This is a genomic window from Streptomyces sp. NPDC002446, from assembly GCF_053595675.1.
Window position 1 is genome coordinate 19,664 of sequence record NZ_JBSFYC010000019.1, and the last position, 20,906, is coordinate 40,569.

Below are 20,906 nucleotides of genomic sequence, written 5' to 3' on the forward strand. Positions count from 1 at the left end.
CACAGGGGGATTTGCTTCAGGGGCCCGCGGCTCTCCGCTGCGGGCCCCTGACGTGCGTCTTCGTCCGTAGCCGTGTGCGGTCCCACGGTGGGGCGGGATCCTGGGCGGGTTGAGGACGTCCGGGGACAGCGGGAGGCGACGTACGGATGACGACCACCACACCCGACCCGCGGCGCGACGGGGCACGGGGCGCGGCTCAGGACGGGCAGCGGATGCAGGACCGCATCGCGGCGACGGTGAGTGCGCTCCAGGGGGACCTGGCGCGGTCCGAGGGCAAGGCGAGCCTGCTGCTGGCGCTGTCCGGGGCGGCGCTGGTGGCGCTGGTCTCGGCGGCCGGGAACCTGCGTCTGACGGCGCCCGCCGCCGTGGCCGGGGCGCTCGGGACCGCCGCGCTGCTGGCCGCGACGGTGCTTCTGCTGCTCGCGGTCCGTCCGCAGCTCGGGGGTGACGGCTGGACGAGCTGGCCCCGGCTGAGCACCGAGCAGCTGCGTGAGCGGCTGGCGGCCGGCCACGAGGTGGACCACCTGAGGTTCATGGCCGCGCTCGCCGCCCGGAAGTTCCGGCTGATCCGGGCGGCGGTCGACTGCCTGCTGGCCGGGCTCGGGCTGCTGGCGCTCGCGGCCGTCCTCCTGCGGACGGCGTGACCCGCCGTCACCCGGGATCCGCCGGTCAGCCAGCGGCCGGCCGGTCGTCGTCCGCGCGGTCCGGCCGCGCCGCCTTCGACGCCTCGCGGCGCAGGGCCCGTACGCCGCGGAACCCGATCACGCCGATTGCCGTCCCCAAGAGAAAGGAAGCCACCGCGAGCAGCAGATGCACCCAGAAGTAGGCGGTCGGGTCACCCGCGTCGTCGAAGGCGAGTCCGCTCCCGTCCTTCCAGAGGTTTTTGACGAAAGTGATCCAGATGACCCAGCTCCACACCCCGAAGGCGAGCAGGAACCAGGACACGGGGCGAGAGAGCTTCATGAGTTCCAGTATGGGCAGCGGCTCCATCCGGCGGTCGGCAGGGGCACTCTTCCGTGGGGTGCTGTCGGCATCGCGGGCAATGGGGGGTACGTTCAGCGACGTGCCGACGACCTTCCGTGCTTCCCCGGCTTCCCACGACCCGATCGCCCCGCCCGCCTCCGCCGTGCCGGCCGCACCCGTCGCGCCCGGTGGCGCCGGGCGCGCGGCGCGCGGCGGCCTGTCCCTGCGCACCGCCGCCGCGCTGGCCGCCTCCGGGCTCCTGGCGGCCCCGCTGCTGGCCGGTCCCGCGTACGCCGATCCCAAGGCGCCCGCGCCGCCGGCGAAGATGTCGCGGATCGGCGGGGACCGGCTGGGCACGCCCGGCGTGCAGGTGGCGCCGCAGCCCGGTGCGCCGAAGCTGCCGGGGCCTAACGCGCTGACCGCCCGCTCGTGGATCGTGTCGGACGCCGAGTCCGGGAAGGTGCTGGCCGCCAAGAACCCGCACTGGCAGCTCGCGCCCGCCAGCACGCTGAAGATGCTGTTCGCGGACACGGTGCTGCCGAAGTTCCCCAAGGACCGGAAGTACACCGTCAAGCCGGCCGACCTGGCGGGGATGGGCGCGGGCAGCAGCCTCGTCGGGATAAAGGAGAACCTGAGCTACACGGTCCGCGACCTCTGGCTCGGGGTGTTCCTGCGGTCCGGCAATGACGCGGTGCACACGCTCTCGGCGATGAACGGCGGGACGGAGGCCACCGTCCGGCAGATGCAGCAGCGCGCGAAGGAGCTGAACGCCAACGACACCCATGTCGTGACGCCGGACGGCTACGACGCGCCGGGGCAGGTCTCCAGCGCCTACGACCTGAGCCTGTTCGCCCGCGCGGGGCTGCAGAACGCCGACTTCCGCGAGTACTGCTCGACGGCGTTCGCGCAGTTCCCGGGGGACAAGGGCAAGGACGGCAAGCGGGCCACGTTCGGCATCCAGAACACCAACCGGCTGCTCAGCGGCGATTACGACATCAAGCCGTACCCGGGGATCGCGGGGGTGAAGAACGGGTCGACCACCCACGCCGGGTCGACCTTCACCGGTGTGGCCCAACGGGGCGAGCGCAAGCTGCTGGTGACGGTCATGAACCCGTCGAAGAAGGAGCACAACGAGGCCTACAAGGAGGCCGCCAAGCTGCTCGACTGGGGCTTTGCGGCGGCCGACAAGGTGGAGCCGGTCGGCCGGCTCGTCGGGCCGCGGAGCGAGGACGACGGCCTGGGCACGGTGGGCTCCAAGGGCAAGCGCGGGCACGAGAGCACCCAGGCCGCGCTGAACGGCGCCGGCGGCTCGGGCGGCACCTGGACCGCGGTGGCGGTCGCCGGCGGCTCGCTGGCGCTGGTGGGGGTCGTGGCGCTGGCCGTGCACCGGCGCCGGCCGCTGCCGGAGCGGGTACGGAGCCAGGGGCGGGGGCGGCGCTCCTCCGACGGGTGAGCCGCGGCGGGACGGGACGGGTGACGGGTCACTCCTCCCCGTCCCGCTCCCCCGCCGTCGCGGTCCACGAGGCGCAGTACACCAGCAGCTTCGCGGTGAAGTTGATCCACAGCAGCAGGGCGATCGGGGTGCCGAAGGCGCCGTACATGCTGCGCGCTGCGACGCCCCGCAGATAGCCGCTCAGCAGCAGTTTGAGCAGTTCGAAGCCGATCGCGCCCATGAGGCTCGCGAGGACGACGGCGCGGCGCGGGGGGTGGACGCCGGGGAGCTTGGTCAGGACGTAGGCGAGCAGCACGAAGTCCGCGAGGACGGCGATGCAGAAGCCGGCGGCGGAGAGCAGGACCGCGCCGGCGCCGCCCTCGGGCAGGCCGATCGCCTCGGCCGCCCGGCCGACCGCCGCGCCGGCGAAGGCCGAGCAGCCCAGCGAGAGCAGGGCCACGCCGCCGAGCCCCAGCAGTACGCCGCCGTCCCGGAGCTTGCCGAGGAAGAAGTTGGTGTCCTCGTCGTCCTTCTCCCATACGGCGCGCAGGCAGTCGCGCAGCGACTCCACCCAGCCGATGCCGGTCAGCAGCAGCGCGGCGCCGGCGACCAGGCCGACGGTGGCGGCGTTGTCGACGAAGGTGGCGAGGTCGAGCTGGCCCGAGATGCCGGGGACCTGTTCGGCGAGCTTGGCCTGCAGCCGCCGCAGCTCGCTGTCGCCGAGCAGCGCGGCGGTGATCGCGGCGGCGACGGTGAGCAGCGGGAAGAGGGCGACGAAGCTGGTGAAGGTGATCGCGGCGGCGAGCCTGGTCCAGTGCACCCGCAGCATGCGCTCCCAGGCGTGCCAGAGGCGGGTGGTCATCAGCCAGGTGACGGCGGGGCCGATCACCGGCAGCCTGCTCAGCCAGTCCATGGCGCTCCCCTCGTGCCCGGGCCGCCCGCCGGTTTCGGCAGGTCGTACGGCCGGCGTTCCGGCCGGTCCGGAACACTAGCCTCCGGGTACCCCGGGAAGCACGACTGCACCCGGGCGAGGGCGCGCCCCGGCAGCGGGAGCCAGGGCCTGTCCGATGGGTCAGGGTCGGAATAGGCCCTAGCAGGACGGCGCCGGCGGGCGGGTGAGATCGACCGACTGGCGGGGGACGCCGGGGGTCTGGGGGCCGAAGGGGTACTCGCGTTCCAGGCGCCAGACCGCGTCGGCGCCCTGTTCGTACAGGGCGAAGCCGTCGATGGTCCAGGTCGCGGAGAAGTCCCCGAGCTCGCTCTGGGCGCGGTCCATGGCGTCCTCGGCGATGCCGTGGGCGACGGTCACATGCGGGTGGTAGGGAAACTGCAGCTCACGGGCGCAGGGGCCGGAGGCGGCGCGGACGCGGGCCTGGAGGGCGGCGCAGCCCGCCTCGCCCTCGGTGACCTTGACGAAGACGACCGGGGAGAGCGGGCGGAAGGTCGCGGTGCCGTCGAGGCGCAGGGGGAAGGGGCGGGAGAGGGCCGCGACCTCGGCCAGGTGGCGTTCGACGGCCGGGAGGGCGTCGGCGTGCACCTCCGTCGGCGGCAGGAGGGTGATGTGCGTGGGGATGCCGTGTGCGGCGGGGTCCCCGAAGCCCTCGCGCTTCCTCTGGAGGAAGCTGCCGTACGGCTCCGGGACCGCGATCGAAACGCCCAGCGTTACGGTCCCCACTGCGTTCTCCCTCCTGACGTGTGTGCGGCGCGCTCGCGCACCCTCCTAGTGTGCCGGGTGCGGGCCCTTCGCGGGGAGCGTCCCCGGCCCCGTCCCGGGCGGGCCCACGGGCCCCCGCAGGAGGGGACCGGGGGCTGTGTACGGCCCGCGCACCCGCCCTGCGCGGGTCGCGCGGACCGTCCCGTCAGTGCTTGGCCGGCAGGAATCCGAGCCGGTCATAGGCGGTGGCGAGGGTCTCGGCGGCCACCGTGCGGGCCTTCTCGGCGCCCTTGGCCAGGATCGAGTCCAGCGTCTCGGGGTCGTCGAGGTATTCCTGCGTACGGTCCCGGAACGGTGTGACGAATTCGACCATCACCTCGGCGAGGTCGGTCTTGAGAGCGCCGTACATCTTGCCCTCGTAGGCGCGCTCCAGGTCCGGGATCGAGGTGCCCGTGAGGGAGGAGTAGATCGTCAGGAGGTTGGAGACGCCCGGCTTGTGCTCGGCGTCGTAGCGGATCACCGTGTCGGTGTCCGTGACCGCGCTCTTGACCTTCTTCGCGGAGGTCTTCGGCTCGTCGAGGAGGTTGATCAGGCCCTTGGGGCTGGGGGCCGACTTGCTCATCTTGGCCGACGGGTCCTGGAGGTCGTAGATCTTGGCCGTCTCCTTGAGGATGTACGGCGCCGGGATCGTGAAGGTCTCGCCGTAGCGGCCGTTGAAGCGCTCGGCGAGGTCGCGGGTCAGCTCGATGTGCTGGCGCTGGTCCTCGCCCACCGGGACCTGGTGGGCCTGGTAGAGCAGGATGTCGGCGATCTGCAGGATCGGGTACGTGAACAGGCCGACGGAGGTGCGGTCGGCGCCCTGCTTGGCGGCCTTGTCCTTGAACTGGGTCATACGGGAGGCCTCGCCGAAGCCGGTGAGGCAGTTCATGACCCAGCCGAGCTGGGCGTGCTCGGGCACATGGCTCTGCACGAAGAGGGTGCAGCGCTCCGGGTCGAGGCCGGCGGCCAGCAGCTGGGCGGCCGCGATCCGGGTGTTCTGGCGCAGCTCCTGGGGGTCCTGCGGAACGGTGATCGCATGCAGGTCGACGACCATGTAGAAGGCGTCGTGGGACTCCTGCAGCGCCACCCACTGGCGCACCGCACCGAGGTAGTTGCCGAGGTGGAAGGAGCCGGCGGTGGGCTGGATGCCGGAGAGGACGCGCGGGCGATCGAGAGGCATGGCCCGATTGTCTCAGGTCGCGTGGGCTGCCCGGGCGTGGAGGCCCCCAGGGGGTGGCCGAACGCATCCCCTAAGGGTTGCGAAGGCCCCCTGCGGGGCCACAACGCGACGGCGGTGGGGCGGTATTCCGGGGGCTCAGCCGGTGACCGGATTCCGGTGGCTCAGCCGGTGACCGGCAGGCCCGGTGCCGGGTGGGCCGCCATCAGCTCGGCGACCTCGCTGCGGATCACCGTCAGCGCCTGCTCGTCGCCCTTGGCCGCGGCCCGTACGCCCCGGTCGATCCACTCCGCGACCTGCGGCATCCGGTCCGTACCCAGCCCGCGGGAGGTGAGGGAGGGGGTGCCGATGCGGATGCCGGAGGGGTCGAAGGGCTTGCGGGGGTCGAAGGGGACGGTGTTGTAGTTGACGACGATGCCGGCCCGGTCCAGGGCCTTGGCGGCGACCTTGCCGGGGACCTCCTTCGAGGTGAGGTCGATCAGCACCAGGTGGTTGTCGGTGCCGCCGGAGACCAGGTCGAAGCCGCGGGCCAGCAGCGCCTCGGCGAGCGCCCTGGCGTTGGCGACGACGGCGTGCGCGTAGTCCCGGAAGGCGGGCGCGGCGGCCTCGCGCAGGGCGACCGCGATGGCGGCGGTGGTGTGGTTGTGCGGGCCGCCCTGCAGGCCCGGGAAGACGGCCTTGTCGAGGGCCTTGGCGTGGCTCGCCCGGGACATCAGCATCGCGCCGCGCGGCCCGCGCAGGGTCTTGTGGGTGGTCGTGGAGATCACGTCCGCGTGCGGGACGGGGGACGGGTGGGCGCCGCCCGCGATCAGGCCCGCGATGTGGGCGATGTCCGCGACGAGCACGGCGCCGGTCTCGCGGGCGATCTCCCCGAAGGCGGCGAAGTCGATGGTGCGCGGGACGGCCGTACCGCCACAGAAGATGATCTTCGGGCGTTCCTTGCGGGCGAGGTCGCGCACCTCGTCGAAGTCGATGAGCCCGCTGTCGGCGCGTACGCCGTACTGGACGCCGCGGAACCACGTGCCGGTCGCCGAGACGCCCCAGCCGTGGGTGAGGTGGCCGCCCATCGGCAGCGCCATGCCCAGCACGGTGTCGCCGGGCTCGGCGAAGGCCAGGTATGCGGCGAGGTTGGCGGGCGAGCCGGAGTACGGCTGGACGTTGGCGTGTTCGACGCCGAAGACGGCCTTGGCGCGCTCGACGGCCAGCGTCTCGACGCGGTCGATGTTCTGCTGGCCTTCGTAGTAGCGACGGCCCGCGTACCCCTCGCTGTACTTGTTCTGCAGGACGGTGCCGGTGGCTTCCAGGACGGCGGCGGAGACGTAGTTCTCGCTGGGGATCAGCCGCAGGGTGTCGGCCTGGAGCTGCTCCTCTGCGCCGACGAGAGCGGCCAGTTCGGGGTCGGCGGCGTGCAGCGCGGGATGGGAGAGGGGCTGGGACGTGAGGGGCTGTGACATGGCGTCCTCCGGGGCGCTCGATCGGTTCTCCGGTCGGGTCCCGGGTGCCCAGGCGGGCGGCACCGCGTGATGGTGTCCGCGCACCGCTCCCTCGGGGTCGATTCCCCGTACGCCAGTCGCGATGCGCACCGCTGAGTCTAGACAACCGCCCTGCGCGCCGGTGCCGGAAGCGCGCGGACCGCCGCCACACGTTCCGCCCGCCACACCTTCCACCGCCACATCTTCCGCCCGCCGCCACACCTTCCACCCGCCCCCACACCTTCCGCGCAAACCACCCACGCGGCAATATAGAGGGACACCTCGGGGCATATGACCCGGATGTCCCGTACGGTCTACCGAAACGGAGTCACGGTGACGTCCACGGAACGCAGCATCGCCGCCGCCGAAGCCCACAGCGCGCACAACTACCACCCGCTCCCCGTCGTCGTGGCCACCGCCGAGGGCGCCTGGATGACGGACGTGGCGGGCCGGCGCTATCTGGACCTGCTCGCCGGGTACTCCGCGCTGAACTTCGGGCACGGCAACCGCCGTCTGCTGGACGCCGCCAGGGCCCAGCTGGAGCGGGTCACGCTCACCTCACGCGCCTTCCACCACGACCGGTTCGCGGACTTCTGCGCCGAGCTGGCCGAGCTGTGCGGGATGGAGCTGGTGCTACCGATGAACACCGGCGCCGAGGCGGTCGAGACGGCCGTGAAGACGGCCCGCAAGTGGGGCTACCAGGTCAAGGGCGTCCCGGACGGCCAGGCCAAGATCATCGTCGCGGAGAACAACTTCCACGGCCGCACCACGACCATCGTCTCCTTCTCCACCGACCCCGAGGCCCGCGCCGGCTTCGGCCCGTACACCCCCGGCTTCGAGATCGTCCCCTACGGCGACCTGGCGGCGCTGGAGGCGGCCATCGACGACCGCACCGTCGCCGTCCTCCTGGAGCCGATCCAGGGCGAGGCGGGCGTGCTGGTGCCGCCGCCGGGCTATCTGGCGGGCGTGCAGGAGCTGACCCGCCGCCGGAACGTGCTGTTCATCGCGGACGAGATCCAGTCGGGGCTGGGCCGGACGGGCCGGACCTTCGCCTGCGAGCACGAGGGCGTGGTGCCCGACATGTACGTACTGGGCAAGGCGCTGGGCGGCGGAGTCGTGCCGGTGTCGGCGGTGGTCTCCTCGCGCGAGGTGCTCGGCGTCTACGCGCCCGGCGAGCACGGCTCGACGTTCGGCGGGAACCCGCTCGCCTGCGCGGTGGCGCTGGAGGTCATCGCGATGCTGCGGACCGGCGAATTCCAGCAGCGGGCAGCGGAGTTGGGCGGGCATCTGCACAGCGAGCTGGGGCTGCTGGTGGGCGACGGCACGGTGGACGCGGTACGCGGCCGGGGGCTGTGGGCGGGCGTGGACATCAACCCGTCCCGCGGCACCGGGCGGGACGTCTGCGAGCAGCTGATGGCGCGCGGGGTGCTGGTCAAGGACACCCACGGCACGACGATCCGGCTCGCCCCGCCGCTAATGATCAGCAAGGAGGACCTGGACTGGGGGCTGGCCCAGCTGCGGGAGGTGCTGGAGGGGTAGCCGGACGGACGGCGGGCGGTGCCGCGCACGTGCAGCGGGCGGCCGGCGGGCGACGGAGGTCCTGGCCGCTCGCTGCTCCATGCGGGCGCGGCGGGGGCGGCGGCGCGGCTCAGCGGATCACATGGGGCACGAAGCGCGCGTACTCGTCCGTGACCGGCCCGGCGGACTCGCGGATGCCCAGCCCCGCCGCCTCGTCCTCGACGACCCAGGCGCCCAGGACCACCCGGTTGCCGGCGAAGTCCGGCAGCGGCGCCAGCTCCTGGTAGCAGCAGGGGTCCTCGGGGCCGCGCAGCACCGGGTCGGCACCCGGCTCGTGCAGCGTGACGCCTGCGCCCTCCCGTCCGAGCAGCGGCTTGGCGACGTATCCCTTCGTACGTGCCAGCTCGCGCGGGCCGTCCAGGTAGGCGGGCAGCAGGTTCGGGTGGCCGGGGTAGAGCTCCCACAGGACCGCCAGCAGCGCCTTGTTGGAGAGCAGCATCTTCCAGGCGGGCTCGATCCACAGGGTGGAGCCGGTGCCGCCGCCGTTGTCGAGCGTGTCCAGGACGTGCGGGCCGAAGTCGTCGGTGGCCAGCCACTCCCACGGATAGAGCTTGAAGCAGGCCCGTATGAAGCGCAGCCGCTGGTCGACGAAGCGGCCCGCGAGCCGGTCCCAGCCGATGTCCTCCATCGAGATGGCGACCGTCTCCAGTCCCGCCTGCTGCGCCGTCTCCTCCAGATAGGCGACGGTCATCAGGTCCTCGCCGAGCTCGTCGCCCGCGGAGTGCGCGAAGTGCAGCGGTGCGCCGGGCGGCAGCAGCGGGGCCTGCCGCTTCCAGGCCGCCACCAGCCGCTCGTGCAGCGAGTTCCACTGGTCGGCGCCGGGGAAGCGCTCCTCCATCCAGAACCACTGCGGGCTGGCGGCCTCGACCAGCGAGGTCGGCGTATCGGCGTTGTACTCCAGCATCTTGGCCGGGCCGGTGCCGTCGTAGTGCAGATCGAACCGCCCGTAGAGGGACGGGAGTTCCGCGCGCCGGCGCCAGGACTCGGCGACCAGCGAGGCCAGGCGCGGGTCGTCGATGCCGAGGTCGGCGAAGCGGCCCCGCTCGACGATGTGCGCGGCCGCGGCCAGGCACATGCCGTGCAGCTCCTCGACGACCTCTTCGAGGGCCTCGACCTCGGGGAGGGTGAACTCGTAGTACGCGCTCTCGTCCCAGTACGGCCGCAGCGAGTCGTCCGGGTAGCGGGTGAGCGGGTAGATCAGCCCCTGCGCCTCGACGGTCTGCTGCCAGCCGGGGCGGGGCTCGATGGTGTGGCGTTCCATGGCCGTGCGGTGTCCGCGTCCGCTCGCTCAGCCGCCGATGCGGCCGTGCGAACCGCCCGAGCCCGAGCAGCCGAAGCCGCCGCGGTTGACGGCCGAGCTCTTGCTGAAGGTGCCGCTGTCGGCGTACTTGCCGCCCTTGTTGCTCGGGTCGTAGTACCACTGGCCGTCGACGGGCCGCTTGGCCGTCCCGCCGCCCCGGCCGCTCGTGCCGTACCCGCCGCCGCTCGAACCGCCGCTCGCGGAGGACGAGCCGCCGCGGGACGAGCAGTTCTTGGAGTCGACGATGCGGTAGCCCTTGAGCGTGTCGTAGCTGTTGCGGTCGACGCAGCGCTTGTCGGGCTCGGAGCCGCAGGACGTCAGGGCGGCGGCGAGCGCGCCCATGCCTCCCAGGATCACCGTGCTCGACCGCAGCCGCCGACGTGCCTTTTCGGCCATCTCTTTCCCGCTTCCCCCGTGGACGGACATCTTTGTGAGCCAGGCCAGCCTAGAGAACCGGTCCCCTCGCCCCGGATACGCCCCCGTCCGGATTCCGACTCGTCCCACTGCGGTCGGCTCACGGCCCTGGGGCGGATCTGCGCACTCCCGTCCGCTGTGTGCCACCGTTCGCGGTGCGCCACGGCAGCGACTGCGGGCGGGCAGTCGCCCTGTCAATCACCGGGCCGATCGCCCGGCCTGCCGCCCGGACGCCGGGCCAGCCGCCCGGACCGGCACCGGCAGGATCGGCGGGACCGGCAGGCCCGAGGCACCGCCCCCGGGCCACCCGCACAATGGCGATCAACCAGTCACCAGCCACCAGGGGGCACGTCATCCTTCACCTCGTTCTCGCTTGCGACGTGCTCTTCTGGGTCCTCCTCGCCGGCGGCCTGGCAGCCCGCTACGCCGCCGGCCGGCCGGCCCTCGGCGGCGCACTGCTGCTGTGCGTCCCGCTGATCGACGTCGTACTGCTGGCGGCCACCGTCCTCAGCATCCGGGACGGCGCCGAGCCGACCGTCTGGCACGGCCTGTCGGCGGCCTACCTCGGCATCACCGTGGTCTACGGCCACCGCACCGTCCGCTGGGCCGACGCGAAGTTCGCCGGCCGCTTCGGCGGCCCCGCCGCTCCGCCGCGCCCGGTACTCCACGGCCGCGCGGCCGTCGCGGACGCCTGGAAATCCTGGTTCAGGTTCCTGCTGGCCTACACCCTCAGCGCCGCCCTGCTCTTCGGGCTGGTGGCAATGGTCGGCGGCCTCGACCAGGGCGCCCCGCTGCTCGTCTGGCTCAACCCGCTCACGAAGATCCTCATCTACAGCCTGATCTGGCCCGTGGTGACCACCGTCTGGCCCGGCAGGGCGCCGGAAGCGGCGAAGGACGACGGCTGACCGGGCGTTCCGCACGGCCCTCTAGGCTGCCGCCATGACGGAGAACACCCCGGCGCCCGGCCCGATATCCGACGAGCTGACGCTGCGTCACCCTGCCGCGTCGGACCATCCGCGCCTCCAGGTGGCACTGGCCGGATGGTGGGGCGGACTGGGCGGTGAAGCGGGCGCGCTGCAGCGGCAGTTGCTGGTCCCGCGCCTGTTTCTGCAGCACTTCGCCGACACCAGCTTCCTCGCCGAGCGCCCCGACGGCACCCTGCACGCCTTCCTGATCGGCTTCCTGTCCCAGACCGACCCGCGCACGGCCTACATCCACTTCGTCGGCGTGTGCCCGGACGGCCAGAGGAGCGGTGTCGGCAGCGCCCTCTACCAGCACTTCTTCGCCCTCGCCCGGGAGGCCGGCCGCACCCGGGTCCGCTGCATCACCAGCCCCAACAACCGCGACTCCATCGCGTACCACACCCGTATGGGCTTCCGCCTGGAACCGGGAGACCGGATCGACGACGACGGCGTACCGGTGCACACGGACTACGACGGCCCGGGACTGGACCGGGTGTCCTTCGTACGGGACCTGTAGCCGCACCCGGCCCGGAATCGAATCGAATCGAATCCCATCGAATCCAATCCAATCCAATCGAACCGAATCGATCACTGCGACGGCGGAGGCAACCCCAGCCCCCCGAAACCCTTCCTTATGAACAGGGAATCTTCTGCCGAACGACCAGGGAACGACCAGGGGGAGTCGTGCGTCGACGTTCACTCGCCGCCACCGCGGCCGCGCTCGCTGTGGCCATCGCCCTCGGCCTGGGACTGGCCGGCTGCGGCTCGCCTCGGATGGTGGCCCTGCACGACGACTGCACGACGAAGAGCCTGCGCTGGAAGCTCACCCTGCTGAAGAAGAAGCCGCACAGCACCCACCGCAACGCCCGCCTGTCCATCGCCAACAAGGGCCCGGGCCCCTGCGTCTTCCGCGGCTTCCCGGTCTTCGAGGTCCATGTCGGCAAGGGCCCCGAGTCTGACGCGCAGGGGCACGGCCGGACCGTGCCCATCGACCTGCGGCGCGGCGGCACGGTGACGACCGCGCTGCGCTACAAGGACTCCGACCTGCCCATGCAGCCCGACGGCTGCCTGGTCACCAACGACACGGCCGTCGTCGCCGCACCACACGACCCCCGGGACCGCCGGCCGATAACGGCCCGGGACGAGGCGGGCAGACGGGCCCAGATGAGCATCTGCGAGGACGCGATCTGGATGGGTCCGCCGATGGAGATCGCGGAGTAGGACGGTCGGCGGCCGTCGCCGCGAGGGTGCGGCGCGGATTCCTGGGCGCAAGGCCGTGACCTCACCCCCGCCCCCGCTTCGGGTGGGGGTGACGGCGCATCTCTACATTGCAGTCGATTGCCTTGGACTTGTCCCCGACGGCGCGCGCCTCCGTACGCTGCCCGGCCAGGGCGACGCACACATCGCACCCGGCGACCGGCTCGGGCTCCGGCACCGATGCCGGTTCCCACAGATGAACGGGGCGGCAGGTACGGGCCATCAGCCCCTCACCTCCACGCTGCGAATCCAGCGCGGTCCGGCGTCTACCCCGTACGCGGCGAGCAACAGTGCCGTCGGCCACCCACGCTGCAATCGACGTTCCCGCCGTTCCTCGGGCGTGAGGATGTACGGGCGGATCAGCGCCGAGTCCTCGCCGCGCAGCAGCTCAGGCTGACTCACGGGGACACGGGGAAAGGTGAACCTCGGCGCGTCCCCGCGCCTCTCGCCGGGTAGCACGCCGGCCGACCGGTGGCAGCCCCGCGCAGGAAACAGCAGTTGCAGCAGCGGGATGAAGAACCTCGCTGTAGCGCTTTTCATCTCGTCAATTCCTCAATAGTTGACGGCCGTTCGCCCGGACGCACGCAACACGTCGCGGGGGTCGTTGCTGTCCGCGAGCATCGCTGGCCCTCAGGGGACGCCGGAACCGCGGACAACGGACACTTAGGGACGTCCCGCGACGGGTAGAGCGTCCCTACGAGCGTCCGGGGAGGGGCGGAGTGCCGAACGAACGACTTCGGGCCGCAATGGCGGCAGGCGGCTGGACTCATGCGCGCCTGGCAGCGGAGGTCGATGTTGATCCCAAGTCAGTAGAACGGTGGGTCAACCTGGGGCGCACGCCGCGCCGGGAAACCGCCATACGAGCCGCCGAGGCGATAGGAGAAGACGTGTTTGCACTCTGGCCAAAGCTGAGGCAGGCACGCGCAGCAAGGGCCGTCAGCCCCGAACTGGTCGCGCTCTACCCCCAGCGGGCAGACCTCCCCGTTTCCACGTTCATCGATCTCTTCACTCAGGCACGGAAGCGCATCGATGTACTCGTATACGCGGCCGTATTCCTGCATGAGGCGTACCCGCACCTCAACCACCTCTTGCGCGAGCGCGCCACTGAAGGGTGCAGCGTACGGATTGCGGTAGGCGATGCAGGCAGCATCAACGTTCAACAGCGCGGTCAGGAAGAGGATTTCGGCCACGGCATCGAATCGCGCTGCCGACTGGCAATCCTGCACTACCGGCCGCTCGTCGGCACGCCGGGAATCGAGCTACGGACACACGGAACGACCCTCTACAACAGCATCTACCGGGCCGATGACCAGATGCTGGTGAACGCCCACGTGTGGGGTGCGAATGCTTATGCTGCGCCCGTGTGGCACCTCCGACGCAACGACGACGGGGGCATGTTCGACGGCTACGCCGGGAGTTTCGATGCCGTATGGGCTACGGCGACACCCATGCAGGGAGGATGAGCAGTGGTGCGGACCGAGTATTACGACGACCCTGACGCCCCCAGGCCGAACAGTCTGGTCGTCGCTGCATCGGCCGTCGTTACGGATGGCGAAGGACGCATTCTGCTGCAACAGCGAACCGACAACGGCCTGTGGGCGCTCCCCGGTGGCGGAATGGATATGACAGATTCCCTGCCGGGAACGGCCGTACGGGAAGTCAAGGAAGAGACGGGACTGGACGTAGAGATCACCGGGCTTGTCGGCACATACACAGATCCGCACCACATCATCGCGTACAGCAACGGAGAGGTGAGGCGGCAGTTCAATGTGTGCTTCACCGCGCGTGTAGTAGGCGGCTCGCTGGCGATCTCTACGGAGTCCACTGAAATTCGATTCGTAGCACCCGATGAAATCGATGCGCTCCCCATGCACCACACACAGCGGCTGCGGATTCAGCACTTCCTAGAAAGCCGTTCCACTCCGTATCTGGGCTAACTGCCAGCGGCGAGAACCGCTGTCTGCTGCCGGTCAACGACGACCGGTCCGCAACCGGTACGACCACAGCCACGCACCGGGACGGCTTGCACCCGTCCTGCGGCAGCTCGGCAAGCACCGGACGGTGCCCGCGGTCGCCGAGGTCATGGAGAAGGCCCGCCCCTGACACTTACTCGCCGAGGGCCGGCCCGACGGTCGCAGCGATCCAACGGAGGTACGCATCCGAGCCGGCCACGAGGGGCACGGCCGAGACCTCGGGGTTCTTCCACGGGTGGTGTTCCAGGAGGTGCGCCTCCAGCGCGGCGTATCCGTCAGCCCGGCTCTTGAACAGGAGTTGCCACTCCTCGCCCGTCCCGAACTCACCCTCATGCCAGAAGGCGGTGACCACGGGGCCAACGATCTGGGCCCCGGCAGCGAGTCGACCTGTCACCACGGAACGGGCCAGCTCTACCGCCTGCTCGCGCGTCTCCGTCGCGGTGGACACCTGGAGGAAGTCAGCCATACGGCGAGCCTAGCCGTCGGCCGTTGGTGTTCGCTGGAGCTACGAATTCCTGACACAGGCGGCCACCACAGCTCGTCCCTGTGTGGCACTGAGCCGCCGACCGTACGCAGGGCGGTCGTTCGTCGACAGCGCCACCCCCTACTCCCCCGGCGGCAGCGCCCTGACCAATGCGTCCAGGGCGCCCGTGAAGGAGTGGTCGGGCGGGGTGCCGTAGGAGACGACGAGGGCATCGCGTGGGGGTGGTGGGGAGGAGGGGGCGCGGAAGCGGGTGAGGCCTTCGAGGGACAGGCCCTGCCAGCGGGCGGCCTGGATGATGGAGCGTTCGGTGCCGGGCGGGAGTTCCAGGACGGCGTGGAGGCCGGCGGCGATGCCGGAGACATGGACGTGCGGGGCGCGCTCGGCCAGCGCCGCGACGAGCTGGTCGCGGCGGCGCCGGTAGCGCAGCCGCATCCCGCGCAGATGCCGGTCGTAGGCGCCCGAGGAGACGAACTCGGCGAGGGTGAGCTGCTCCAGCGCGCCGGAGGCCCATTCGCCGGCGCTTTTCAGCGCGAGTACCGGGTCGATGAGGCGGTCCGGCAGGACCATCCAGGCGAGCCGCAGCGCGGGGGCGAGGCTCTTGCTGGCGGTGCCCAGGTAGACGACGTGGTCGGGGTCGAGGCCCTGGAGCGCGCCGACGGGCTGGCGGTCGTAGCGGAACTCGCCGTCGTAGTCGTCCTCCAGGATGTAACCCCCGCTGGTGCGGGCCCAGTTGACGGCGGCGGCGCGGCGGTCGGGGTGCAGCGGCACGCCGGTGGGGAACTGGTGGGCGGGGGTGAGCAGGGCCGCGCGTACGTCGGCGAGTGCGGTCAGCTCCTCGGTGCGGGCGCCGTGTTCGTCGACGGTGAGGGGGACGGTGCCGAGGCCGGCGCGGGCGATGACCTCGCGGTGGAAGTCGAGGCCGTACGACTCGACCGCCATCCGGCCCCGGCCGCCGCCCAGCGCCCGGCCGAGCAGGGCCAGTGCCTGCATGAAGCCGGTGCAGACGACGATGTGGTCGGGGTCGGCGCGCACCCCGCGGGCGCGGGCGAGGTAGTCGGCGAGGACGGTGCGCAGTTCGGGGCGGCCGGCCGGGTCGGCGTACCCGAAGGCCTCGCTGGGGGCGGCGGTCAGCGCGCGGCGGGCGGCCGCCAGCCAGGCGGTGCGGGGGAAGGCGGCGACGTCGGGGGTGCCGGGGGTGAGGTCGAAGCGCGGCCGGCCGGCGGGCGCCGCGGGGCCGGGTGCGCGCCGGGCGGCGGGCGCGGTGCGCGGCAGCGCCCTCTCGGCGACCCGGGTGCCGGAGCCCTGGCGGGCGCTGAGCCAGCCCTCCGCGACGAGTTCGGCGTAGGCGTCGGCGACCGTATTGCGGGCAATGCCGAGGTCGGCGGCGAGGGAGCGGGAGGACGGCAGCCGGGTGCCGGGGGCCAGGCGCCCGGACCGTACGGCATCGCGCAGCGCCCGTAGCAGGGCGGCCCGTAGCCCGCCGGGGCCGGTGAGGTCCAGATGCAGATCGCGGCCGAAAGTGGCCCAGGAATCCTCCATGGAAGTGGACCATACAGCTGCGCCATTGCCGCCGTAGCGTCGTTCCCATGACGACCCAGAACACGAACAAGACACAGAACACGAACGACACGAACGACACGGACACGGCGCCGCAGAGTGCACACCACCACGGACCCAGGATGCGTTGGGCGAAGCTCGCGCCCGACGTGTACAAGGCCATGATCGCGCTGGACGCGGCGGCGAAGAAGGGCCTCGACCCGGCGCTGGTCGCGCTGGTCGAGATCCGCGCCTCGCAGCTCAACCACTGCGCGTTCTGCATCCATATGCACAGCACCGACGCCCGTAAGGCCGGCGAGAGCGAGGAGCGCATCCACCTCCTCGGCGCCTGGGAGGAGGCCACCGGTTTCTACTCGGCCAAGGAGCAGGCCGCGCTCGCGCTCACCGAGGCGATCACCGTGCTGACCGACGGTTTTGTGCCCGACGCCGTCTACGACCGCGCCGCCGCCCACTTCGAGGACGCCGAACTGGCCCAGCTGATCGCCATGATCACCGCCATCAACGCCTGGAACCGCTTCGGCGTCACCACCCGCATGACCCCGGGACAGGCATGACCGCGGCCGCGACGCTGCGCGCCCTGCACCACGGCCCCGGACTGCCGCTGGTGCTGCCCGGCCCCTGGGACGCGGCCAGCGCCCGGGTCTTCGCGGACGCCGGCTTCCCGGCCCTGGCCATCCCCAGCGCGGGCGTCGCCGCCGCCCTCGGTTACCAGGACGGCGAGACGCCGCCGGACGAGATGTTCGCCGCCGTCACCCGCATCGTGCGGGCCGTCGGCGTCCCGGTCTCGGCGGATGTGGAGGCCGGTTACGGGCTGTCCGCGAAGGAACTGGTGGGCCGGCTCGCGGACGCCGGGGCGGTCGGCTGCAACCTGGAGGACACCGATCACGCCACCGGCGCGCTGCGGGACGCGCACGAGCAGGCGGAGTGGCTGGCGCAGGTGCGCGCCGAGGCGGGCGACGCGCTGGTGATCAACGCCCGGATCGACACCTACCTGCGCGGTGTGCCGGACACGGAGGAGACGGTGCGCCGCGGCCGGCTCTACGCCGAGGCGGGAGCCGACTGCGTCTACCCGATCGCCGCCCCACCCGGCGAACTGGCCCAACTGGCCGCCGCCATCGGGCTCCCCGTCAACGCCGTGGCCCTGCCGGACGGCCCCGGCCCCCGCGAGCTCGGCGCCCTGGGCGCGGCCCGGGTCACGTTCGGCCCGGGGCTCCAGGACCAGGCGATGGCGGCGCTGGCGGACATCGCGCGGCGGTTGCGGCAGGAGACCGGAGGCTAGGGCAGCTGGACCCTGCCGGTCCGGCGGCAGGGGCGGGCGTACAGGGTTCGCCCGTCAGGATTCGCCCGCCTCCCTGCCGGATCTCACCGCTCGTCCGTCCCCGGCACCTTCCCCGTGCTGATGGCGATCCGGTTCCAGGTGTTGATGGTGAAGATCAGCGCCAGCAGGCGGGCCAGTTCGGCTTCCTCGAAGTGCCGGGCGGCCCGCTCGTAGACCTCGTCCGGTACGCCGCCGGTGGCCACCAGCGTCACGGCCTCGGTCAGGGCGAGCGCCGCCCGCTCCTTCTCGGTGAAGAAGTGTGCGGCCTCCTGCCAGACGGCGACCATGTGCAGCCGCTCCTCGCTCTCACCGGCCTTGCGGGCGTCGGTGGTGTGCATGTGCAGGCAGTACGCGCACTTGTTGAGCTGGGAGGAGCGGATCTGGACCAGCTCGACCAGGGAGGGGTCGAGTCCCTCGCGGGCGGCGGCGTCGAAGCCGATCAGGGCCTTGAAGGCCTTGGGGGCGGTCTTGGCGAAGTCCACCCGGGGGGTGCGGACGGCTGCGTCGTTGCGGTGCGTTTCGTTCGTCATGCCTTGAATCTATGGGCCCGGGCGACCGGCTGTAGGGTGCATTTCCATGCCGGAATCATGGGTCAATTCTGCCGAGGGCCTCGGTGCCGATCTGCATCTGGAGCTGAGCGGGCCGGGCGGGCGGCGCGCCGTTCTCCTGCGGGCGCTGCGGGACGCCGTACGGTCCGGGCGCCTGGCTCCCGGCACCCGGCTGCCGCCCTACCGGTCGCTCGCCGCCGACCTCGGCATCGCCCGCAACACGGTCGCCGACGCCTACGCCGAACTCGTCGCGGAGGGCTGGCTGACCGCCCGCCAGGGCTCCGGTACGCGCGTCGCGCACCGGGCCGAACCCCTGTCCCCCACCCGCGCCCCGGCCCGCCGCGCCCCGGTGGCCCGTCCCGTGCACAACATCCTCCAGGGCCAGCCGGACGCCGCGTCCTTCCCCCGCACGGCCTGGCTGGCGGCCGCCCGCCGCGCGCTGACCGCCGCCCCCAACGACGCCTTCGGGCCCGGCGACCCCCGCGGCCGCCCCGAGCTGCGCCGCGCGCTGACCGACTATCTGGCCCGCACCCGCGGGGTGCGCACCGACCCCGACCGCATCGTCGTCTGCTCCGGCTTCGCGCACGCGCTGCGGCTGCTGTTCCCCGCCGTGCTCCCCGGCCCGCTGGCCGTGGAGTCGTACGGGCTGCCCTTCCACCGTGAGCTCCTGGCCGCGGCGGGGATCCGCACCCGCCCCCTCCCCCTCGACGGACACGGCGCAGACACGGAGGGGCTGGCCGCCCTCGACGACGTACGGGCGGTGCTGCTGACCCCCGCCCACCAGTTCCCCACCGGCGTGCCGCTGCACCCCGACCGCCGGGCCGCCGCCGTCAACTGGGCGCGCAGCACGGGGGGTTATGCCCTGGAGGACGACTACGACGGGGAGTTCCGCTACGACCGCAAGCCGGTCGGTGCGCTGCAGGGCCTGGATCCGGAGCGGGTCGTCCACATCGGCTCGGTCAGCAAGAGCCTGTCCCCCGCGGTGCGGCTGGGCTGGATGGTGCTGCCCGGCCGCCTCGTCGACGCCGTCCTTACGGCCAAGGGGGAACGCGAGGCCTGGGCGGGGGTCACCGACCAGCTCACCCTCGCGGAGCTGCTCACCAGCGGCGCCTACGACCGGCACATCCGCCGGATGCGCCAGCGCTACCGCCGGCGCCGCGACCAGCTCGTCCGCGCGGTGACCGCGCAGGCCCCGCACCTCGGCGTGACCGGCATCGCCGCCGGTCTGCACGCCGTCGTCCAGCTGCCGGACGGTGCCACCGGCTCCGAGGAGGCCGCGGCCCTGCGCGCCGCCCGCTGGCAGGGCCTGGCCCTGGACGTGCTGTCCGACTACCGCCATCCGCAGGCCACGATGCCGCCCCGCCGCGGTCTGGTCGTCGGCTATGCGACCCCGGCCGACAGCGCCTTCCCGGCCGCCCTGGAGGCGCTGTGCCGGGCGCTGCCGCCGGGGCCGCAAGCGGGGATCGCCAACTCCCCTGCTGGGCCTACTGGTTCGCGAACTTCCGGCTGATGCCGTCGAACACGCGCCGGGCCTCGGGGCCCAGGTGCGGGCCGGCCAGCCAGGTGTGGGCGTTGGAGCTGATGGAGGTGTTGGACACCAGGGCCAGCTTGCCGCCGCGTTCGGCGAACCAGCCGCCGCCGGAGGTTCCGCCGGTCATGGTGCAGCCGATGCGGTCCATGGCGGGCGTGCCCTGCTCCATGACGAGGCGGCCCGGGCGGCCCTGGCAGGCCATCATCCGCGCGCCGTCGTACGGCGGCGCCGCCGGGTAGCCGACGGCCCGCACGAAGTTGATGCCCTCGGCGGACGGGGCGTCGAACCAGACCGGGAGGGCGATGCCCACGGTCTCCTGGAGCGACTTGCCGCCGCCGTTCTCCGGCTTGACGTGCAGCACCGCGAAGTCGTAGGCGGAGCCGCCGTTGCCGCTCTCCTCGCTGCCCATGTTGATCCACTCACCGGAGGTGGTGATCCAGTCCGCCCAGAAGCGGCCGTACGGAGTGACCTGCTGCGCGGGCGTCTTGCCGACCTGGTTCATCGGCACGCCGTTGTCGTTGTACGACGGCACGAAGACGATGTTGCGCATCCAGCCGCCGCGCTTGCCGGAGTGCACGCAGTGCCCGGCGGTCCACACCAGGTTGGACTTGCCGGGGTGTGCCGGGTCCTGGACGACCGTGCCGGAGCAGACCATCGGGCCCTTGGGGCTGTCGAAGAAGATCTTCCCGACCGGGGCCATGTTCCGGTGGTACGGGCGGCCGACCTCGATGGCGTTCACCGGGCGCGGCTCGGGGTCGGTGGCGCCGAACTCGCTGCCCGCGCCGGTGGCCTTGACCCCGATCTCCGGGGCGGCCTTCGCCTTCGCCAGCCGGTCGTTCTTCCAGTGGTCCTTGATGATCGGGTTGGCGAAGTCCTGTGCCTTGCGGGCCCACTCGTCCCAGTTCTGCCAGCCGCCGTCCTTCCACTTCTTCAGGTCGTCGATGCTGGTCGGCACGCCCTTGGGGAGCCCCAGGCCCCCCTCGCCCTGGTTGTTCTGGTCGGCGGCGGCCGAACTTCCGGGCCCGGCGGCCTTGTCGTCGCCGGGGCCGCAGGCGGTGGCGGTGACCGCGAGCAGCGCGGCCAGGGCAGCGGCCGCGGCGGTGGAGTGGCGGTTGGATGGCATGGAGCGAGTCCCCCCGATACGTGGCGGCGGGCCGCACGGGCACCGCGCCGCTTTTTGTCATGTTCCTCGTCGGACTGCGCTCTACTATGCCGTCACAGCGGGGCCGCCGGTCGGCCCGGGGGCG

General features: G+C 72.2%; 23 protein-coding genes and 1 riboswitch. Of the genes, 11 read left to right on the top strand and 12 right to left on the bottom strand.

Going from position 1 to position 20,906, the window contains the following annotated elements; translation table 11 throughout:
• Positions 1–146 precede the first annotated feature (146 nt).
• On the top strand, positions 147–644 hold the full coding sequence (locus tag ACWD6P_RS13765) for a Pycsar system effector family protein (RefSeq protein ID WP_451444271.1): 498 nt from the start codon (positions 147–149) through the stop codon (positions 642–644).
• A gap of 25 nt (positions 645–669) precedes the next feature.
• On the opposite strand, the gene ACWD6P_RS13770 is transcribed toward ACWD6P_RS13765, so the two are convergent.
• Entirely contained in the window at positions 670–963 is a 294-nt protein-coding gene (locus ACWD6P_RS13770) for an SCO4848 family membrane protein (RefSeq protein ID WP_451444272.1), read from the bottom strand.
• A gap of 10 nt (positions 964–973) precedes the next feature.
• Between ACWD6P_RS13770 and ACWD6P_RS13775 the strand changes: the two genes are divergently transcribed.
• Positions 974–2,416, top strand: a complete 1,443-nt coding sequence (locus ACWD6P_RS13775; RefSeq protein ID WP_451444344.1) for a D-alanyl-D-alanine carboxypeptidase family protein — start codon at positions 974–976, stop codon at positions 2,414–2,416.
• 28 nt (positions 2,417–2,444) lie between these two features.
• On the opposite strand, the gene ACWD6P_RS13780 is transcribed toward ACWD6P_RS13775, so the two are convergent.
• The 4 genes from ACWD6P_RS13780 to ACWD6P_RS13795 all read right to left on the bottom strand — a co-directional run bounded on the left by ACWD6P_RS13780 (position 2,445) and on the right by ACWD6P_RS13795 (position 6,719).
• Complete coding sequence (locus ACWD6P_RS13780; protein WP_451444273.1) at positions 2,445–3,308, bottom strand: YihY/virulence factor BrkB family protein; 864 nt, start codon at positions 3,306–3,308, stop codon at positions 2,445–2,447.
• 177 nt (positions 3,309–3,485) lie between these two features.
• Entirely contained in the window at positions 3,486–4,070 is a 585-nt protein-coding gene (locus ACWD6P_RS13785) for a 2'-5' RNA ligase family protein (RefSeq protein ID WP_451444274.1), read from the bottom strand.
• Between the two features lie 184 nt (positions 4,071–4,254).
• Positions 4,255–5,268 carry a tryptophan--tRNA ligase gene (gene trpS, locus ACWD6P_RS13790; RefSeq protein WP_451444275.1) on the bottom strand — a complete coding sequence of 338 codons (1,014 nt, stop codon included), beginning with the start codon at positions 5,266–5,268 and terminating at the stop codon, positions 4,255–4,257.
• A gap of 161 nt (positions 5,269–5,429) precedes the next feature.
• Complete coding sequence (locus ACWD6P_RS13795) at positions 5,430–6,719, bottom strand: serine hydroxymethyltransferase (RefSeq protein ID WP_451444276.1); 1,290 nt, start codon at positions 6,717–6,719, stop codon at positions 5,430–5,432.
• Positions 6,720–6,758: 39 nt separating this feature from the next.
• Positions 6,759–6,849, bottom strand: a riboswitch (ZMP/ZTP riboswitch).
• A 188-nt stretch (positions 6,850–7,037) separates the two neighbouring features.
• Here ACWD6P_RS13795 and rocD point away from each other — a divergent pair.
• Positions 7,038–8,276 carry an ornithine--oxo-acid transaminase gene (gene rocD, locus ACWD6P_RS13800; RefSeq protein ID WP_451444345.1) on the top strand — a complete coding sequence of 413 codons (1,239 nt, stop codon included), beginning with the start codon at positions 7,038–7,040 and terminating at the stop codon, positions 8,274–8,276.
• 109 nt (positions 8,277–8,385) lie between these two features.
• Here the strand turns inward: rocD and ACWD6P_RS13805 are convergent, their stop codons facing one another.
• Together ACWD6P_RS13805 and ACWD6P_RS13810 are read right to left on the bottom strand one after the other, a co-directional pair.
• Positions 8,386–9,576: a glutathionylspermidine synthase family protein gene (locus ACWD6P_RS13805; RefSeq protein ID WP_451444277.1), complete on the bottom strand. Its 1,191-nt coding sequence runs from the start codon at positions 9,574–9,576 to the stop codon at positions 8,386–8,388.
• Between the two features lie 27 nt (positions 9,577–9,603).
• A complete protein-coding gene (locus ACWD6P_RS13810) occupies positions 9,604–10,011 on the bottom strand; it encodes a hypothetical protein (RefSeq protein ID WP_451444278.1) in 408 nt (135 codons plus the stop codon).
• Between the two features lie 398 nt (positions 10,012–10,409).
• On the opposite strand from ACWD6P_RS13810, the gene ACWD6P_RS13815 reads away from it, so the two are divergent.
• The 3 genes from ACWD6P_RS13815 to ACWD6P_RS13825 all read left to right on the top strand — a co-directional run bounded on the left by ACWD6P_RS13815 (position 10,410) and on the right by ACWD6P_RS13825 (position 12,212).
• On the top strand, positions 10,410–10,934 hold the full coding sequence (locus ACWD6P_RS13815) for a hypothetical protein (protein ID WP_451444279.1): 525 nt from the start codon (positions 10,410–10,412) through the stop codon (positions 10,932–10,934).
• A 34-nt stretch (positions 10,935–10,968) separates the two neighbouring features.
• Positions 10,969–11,508 (top strand): GNAT family N-acetyltransferase, encoded by a 540-nt coding sequence (locus ACWD6P_RS13820; protein WP_451444280.1) that lies wholly within the window; start codon positions 10,969–10,971, stop codon positions 11,506–11,508.
• Positions 11,509–11,675: 167 nt separating this feature from the next.
• A complete protein-coding gene (locus ACWD6P_RS13825; protein WP_451444281.1) occupies positions 11,676–12,212 on the top strand; it encodes a DUF4232 domain-containing protein in 537 nt (178 codons plus the stop codon).
• 258 nt (positions 12,213–12,470) lie between these two features.
• Here the strand turns inward: ACWD6P_RS13825 and ACWD6P_RS13830 are convergent, their stop codons facing one another.
• Positions 12,471–12,650, bottom strand: a complete 180-nt coding sequence (locus ACWD6P_RS13830) for a hypothetical protein (RefSeq protein WP_451444282.1) — start codon at positions 12,648–12,650, stop codon at positions 12,471–12,473.
• A 344-nt stretch (positions 12,651–12,994) separates the two neighbouring features.
• Here ACWD6P_RS13830 and ACWD6P_RS13835 point away from each other — a divergent pair, with 344 nt between their 5' ends.
• Positions 12,995–13,711 (top strand): helix-turn-helix domain-containing protein, encoded by a 717-nt coding sequence (locus ACWD6P_RS13835; RefSeq protein ID WP_451444346.1) that lies wholly within the window; start codon positions 12,995–12,997, stop codon positions 13,709–13,711.
• A gap of 3 nt (positions 13,712–13,714) precedes the next feature.
• Positions 13,715–14,185 carry an NUDIX domain-containing protein gene (locus tag ACWD6P_RS13840; RefSeq protein WP_451444283.1) on the top strand — a complete coding sequence of 157 codons (471 nt, stop codon included), beginning with the start codon at positions 13,715–13,717 and terminating at the stop codon, positions 14,183–14,185.
• Between the two features lie 169 nt (positions 14,186–14,354).
• Here ACWD6P_RS13840 and cutA read toward each other — a convergent pair whose 3' ends face one another.
• Complete coding sequence (cutA, locus tag ACWD6P_RS13845) at positions 14,355–14,687, bottom strand: divalent-cation tolerance protein CutA (RefSeq protein ID WP_451444284.1); 333 nt, start codon at positions 14,685–14,687, stop codon at positions 14,355–14,357.
• A gap of 138 nt (positions 14,688–14,825) precedes the next feature.
• Entirely contained in the window at positions 14,826–16,244 is a 1,419-nt protein-coding gene (gene pdxR, locus ACWD6P_RS13850) for a MocR-like pyridoxine biosynthesis transcription factor PdxR (RefSeq protein WP_451444285.1), read from the bottom strand.
• A gap of 47 nt (positions 16,245–16,291) precedes the next feature.
• Here pdxR (ACWD6P_RS13850) and ACWD6P_RS13855 point away from each other — a divergent pair, with 47 nt between their 5' ends.
• Positions 16,292–16,816, top strand: a complete 525-nt coding sequence (locus tag ACWD6P_RS13855; RefSeq protein WP_451444286.1) for a carboxymuconolactone decarboxylase family protein — start codon at positions 16,292–16,294, stop codon at positions 16,814–16,816.
• Entirely contained in the window at positions 16,813–17,541 is a 729-nt protein-coding gene (locus tag ACWD6P_RS13860; protein ID WP_451444287.1) for an isocitrate lyase/PEP mutase family protein, read from the top strand. The genes ACWD6P_RS13855 and ACWD6P_RS13860 overlap by 4 nt, the downstream gene beginning before the upstream one ends.
• Positions 17,542–17,624: 83 nt before the next feature.
• Here the strand turns inward: ACWD6P_RS13860 and ACWD6P_RS13865 are convergent, their stop codons facing one another.
• Entirely contained in the window at positions 17,625–18,110 is a 486-nt protein-coding gene (locus tag ACWD6P_RS13865; protein WP_451444288.1) for a carboxymuconolactone decarboxylase family protein, read from the bottom strand.
• 46 nt (positions 18,111–18,156) lie between these two features.
• Between ACWD6P_RS13865 and pdxR (ACWD6P_RS13870) the strand changes: the two genes are divergently transcribed.
• The gene (pdxR, locus tag ACWD6P_RS13870) at positions 18,157–19,638 is read left to right on the top strand and encodes a MocR-like pyridoxine biosynthesis transcription factor PdxR (RefSeq protein ID WP_451444289.1); all 1,482 of its coding nucleotides are present in this window, start codon (positions 18,157–18,159) and stop codon (positions 19,636–19,638) included.
• On the opposite strand, the gene ACWD6P_RS13875 is transcribed toward pdxR (ACWD6P_RS13870), so the two are convergent.
• Positions 19,613–20,782, bottom strand: coding sequence for a trypsin-like serine peptidase (locus ACWD6P_RS13875; protein WP_451444290.1), 1,170 nt, complete (start codon positions 20,780–20,782; stop codon positions 19,613–19,615). The two genes, pdxR (ACWD6P_RS13870) and ACWD6P_RS13875, sit on opposite strands and share 26 nt — an antisense overlap.
• Positions 20,783–20,906: the final 124 nt, after the last annotated feature.

What these genes read in the sequence shown, in the direction of transcription:
- ACWD6P_RS13765 (WP_451444271.1), top strand. Translation starts at nt 147, where the DNA reads ATGACGACCACCACACCCGACCCGCGGCGCGACGGGGCACGGGGCGCG.
- ACWD6P_RS13770 (WP_451444272.1), bottom strand. Translation starts at nt 963, where the DNA reads ATGAAGCTCTCTCGCCCCGTGTCCTGGTTCCTGCTCGCCTTCGGGGTG.
- ACWD6P_RS13775 (WP_451444344.1), top strand. Translation starts at nt 974, where the DNA reads ATGGGCAGCGGCTCCATCCGGCGGTCGGCAGGGGCACTCTTCCGTGGG.
- ACWD6P_RS13780 (WP_451444273.1), bottom strand. Translation starts at nt 3,308, where the DNA reads ATGGACTGGCTGAGCAGGCTGCCGGTGATCGGCCCCGCCGTCACCTGG.
- trpS (WP_451444275.1), bottom strand. Translation starts at nt 5,268, where the DNA reads ATGCCTCTCGATCGCCCGCGCGTCCTCTCCGGCATCCAGCCCACCGCC.
- ACWD6P_RS13795 (WP_451444276.1), bottom strand. Translation starts at nt 6,719, where the DNA reads ATGTCACAGCCCCTCACGTCCCAGCCCCTCTCCCATCCCGCGCTGCAC.
- rocD (WP_451444345.1), top strand. Translation starts at nt 7,038, where the DNA reads ATGTCCCGTACGGTCTACCGAAACGGAGTCACGGTGACGTCCACGGAA.
- ACWD6P_RS13805 (WP_451444277.1), bottom strand. Translation starts at nt 9,576, where the DNA reads ATGGAACGCCACACCATCGAGCCCCGCCCCGGCTGGCAGCAGACCGTC.
- ACWD6P_RS13810 (WP_451444278.1), bottom strand. Translation starts at nt 10,011, where the DNA reads ATGGCCGAAAAGGCACGTCGGCGGCTGCGGTCGAGCACGGTGATCCTG.
- ACWD6P_RS13820 (WP_451444280.1), top strand. Translation starts at nt 10,969, where the DNA reads ATGACGGAGAACACCCCGGCGCCCGGCCCGATATCCGACGAGCTGACG.
- ACWD6P_RS13835 (WP_451444346.1), top strand. Translation starts at nt 12,995, where the DNA reads ATGGCGGCAGGCGGCTGGACTCATGCGCGCCTGGCAGCGGAGGTCGAT.
- cutA (WP_451444284.1), bottom strand. Translation starts at nt 14,687, where the DNA reads ATGGCTGACTTCCTCCAGGTGTCCACCGCGACGGAGACGCGCGAGCAG.
- pdxR (WP_451444285.1), bottom strand. Translation starts at nt 16,244, where the DNA reads ATGGAGGATTCCTGGGCCACTTTCGGCCGCGATCTGCATCTGGACCTC.
- ACWD6P_RS13855 (WP_451444286.1), top strand. Translation starts at nt 16,292, where the DNA reads ATGACGACCCAGAACACGAACAAGACACAGAACACGAACGACACGAAC.
- ACWD6P_RS13860 (WP_451444287.1), top strand. Translation starts at nt 16,813, where the DNA reads ATGACCGCGGCCGCGACGCTGCGCGCCCTGCACCACGGCCCCGGACTG.
- ACWD6P_RS13865 (WP_451444288.1), bottom strand. Translation starts at nt 18,110, where the DNA reads ATGACGAACGAAACGCACCGCAACGACGCAGCCGTCCGCACCCCCCGG.
- pdxR (WP_451444289.1), top strand. Translation starts at nt 18,157, where the DNA reads ATGCCGGAATCATGGGTCAATTCTGCCGAGGGCCTCGGTGCCGATCTG.
- ACWD6P_RS13875 (WP_451444290.1), bottom strand. Translation starts at nt 20,782, where the DNA reads ATGCCATCCAACCGCCACTCCACCGCCGCGGCCGCTGCCCTGGCCGCG.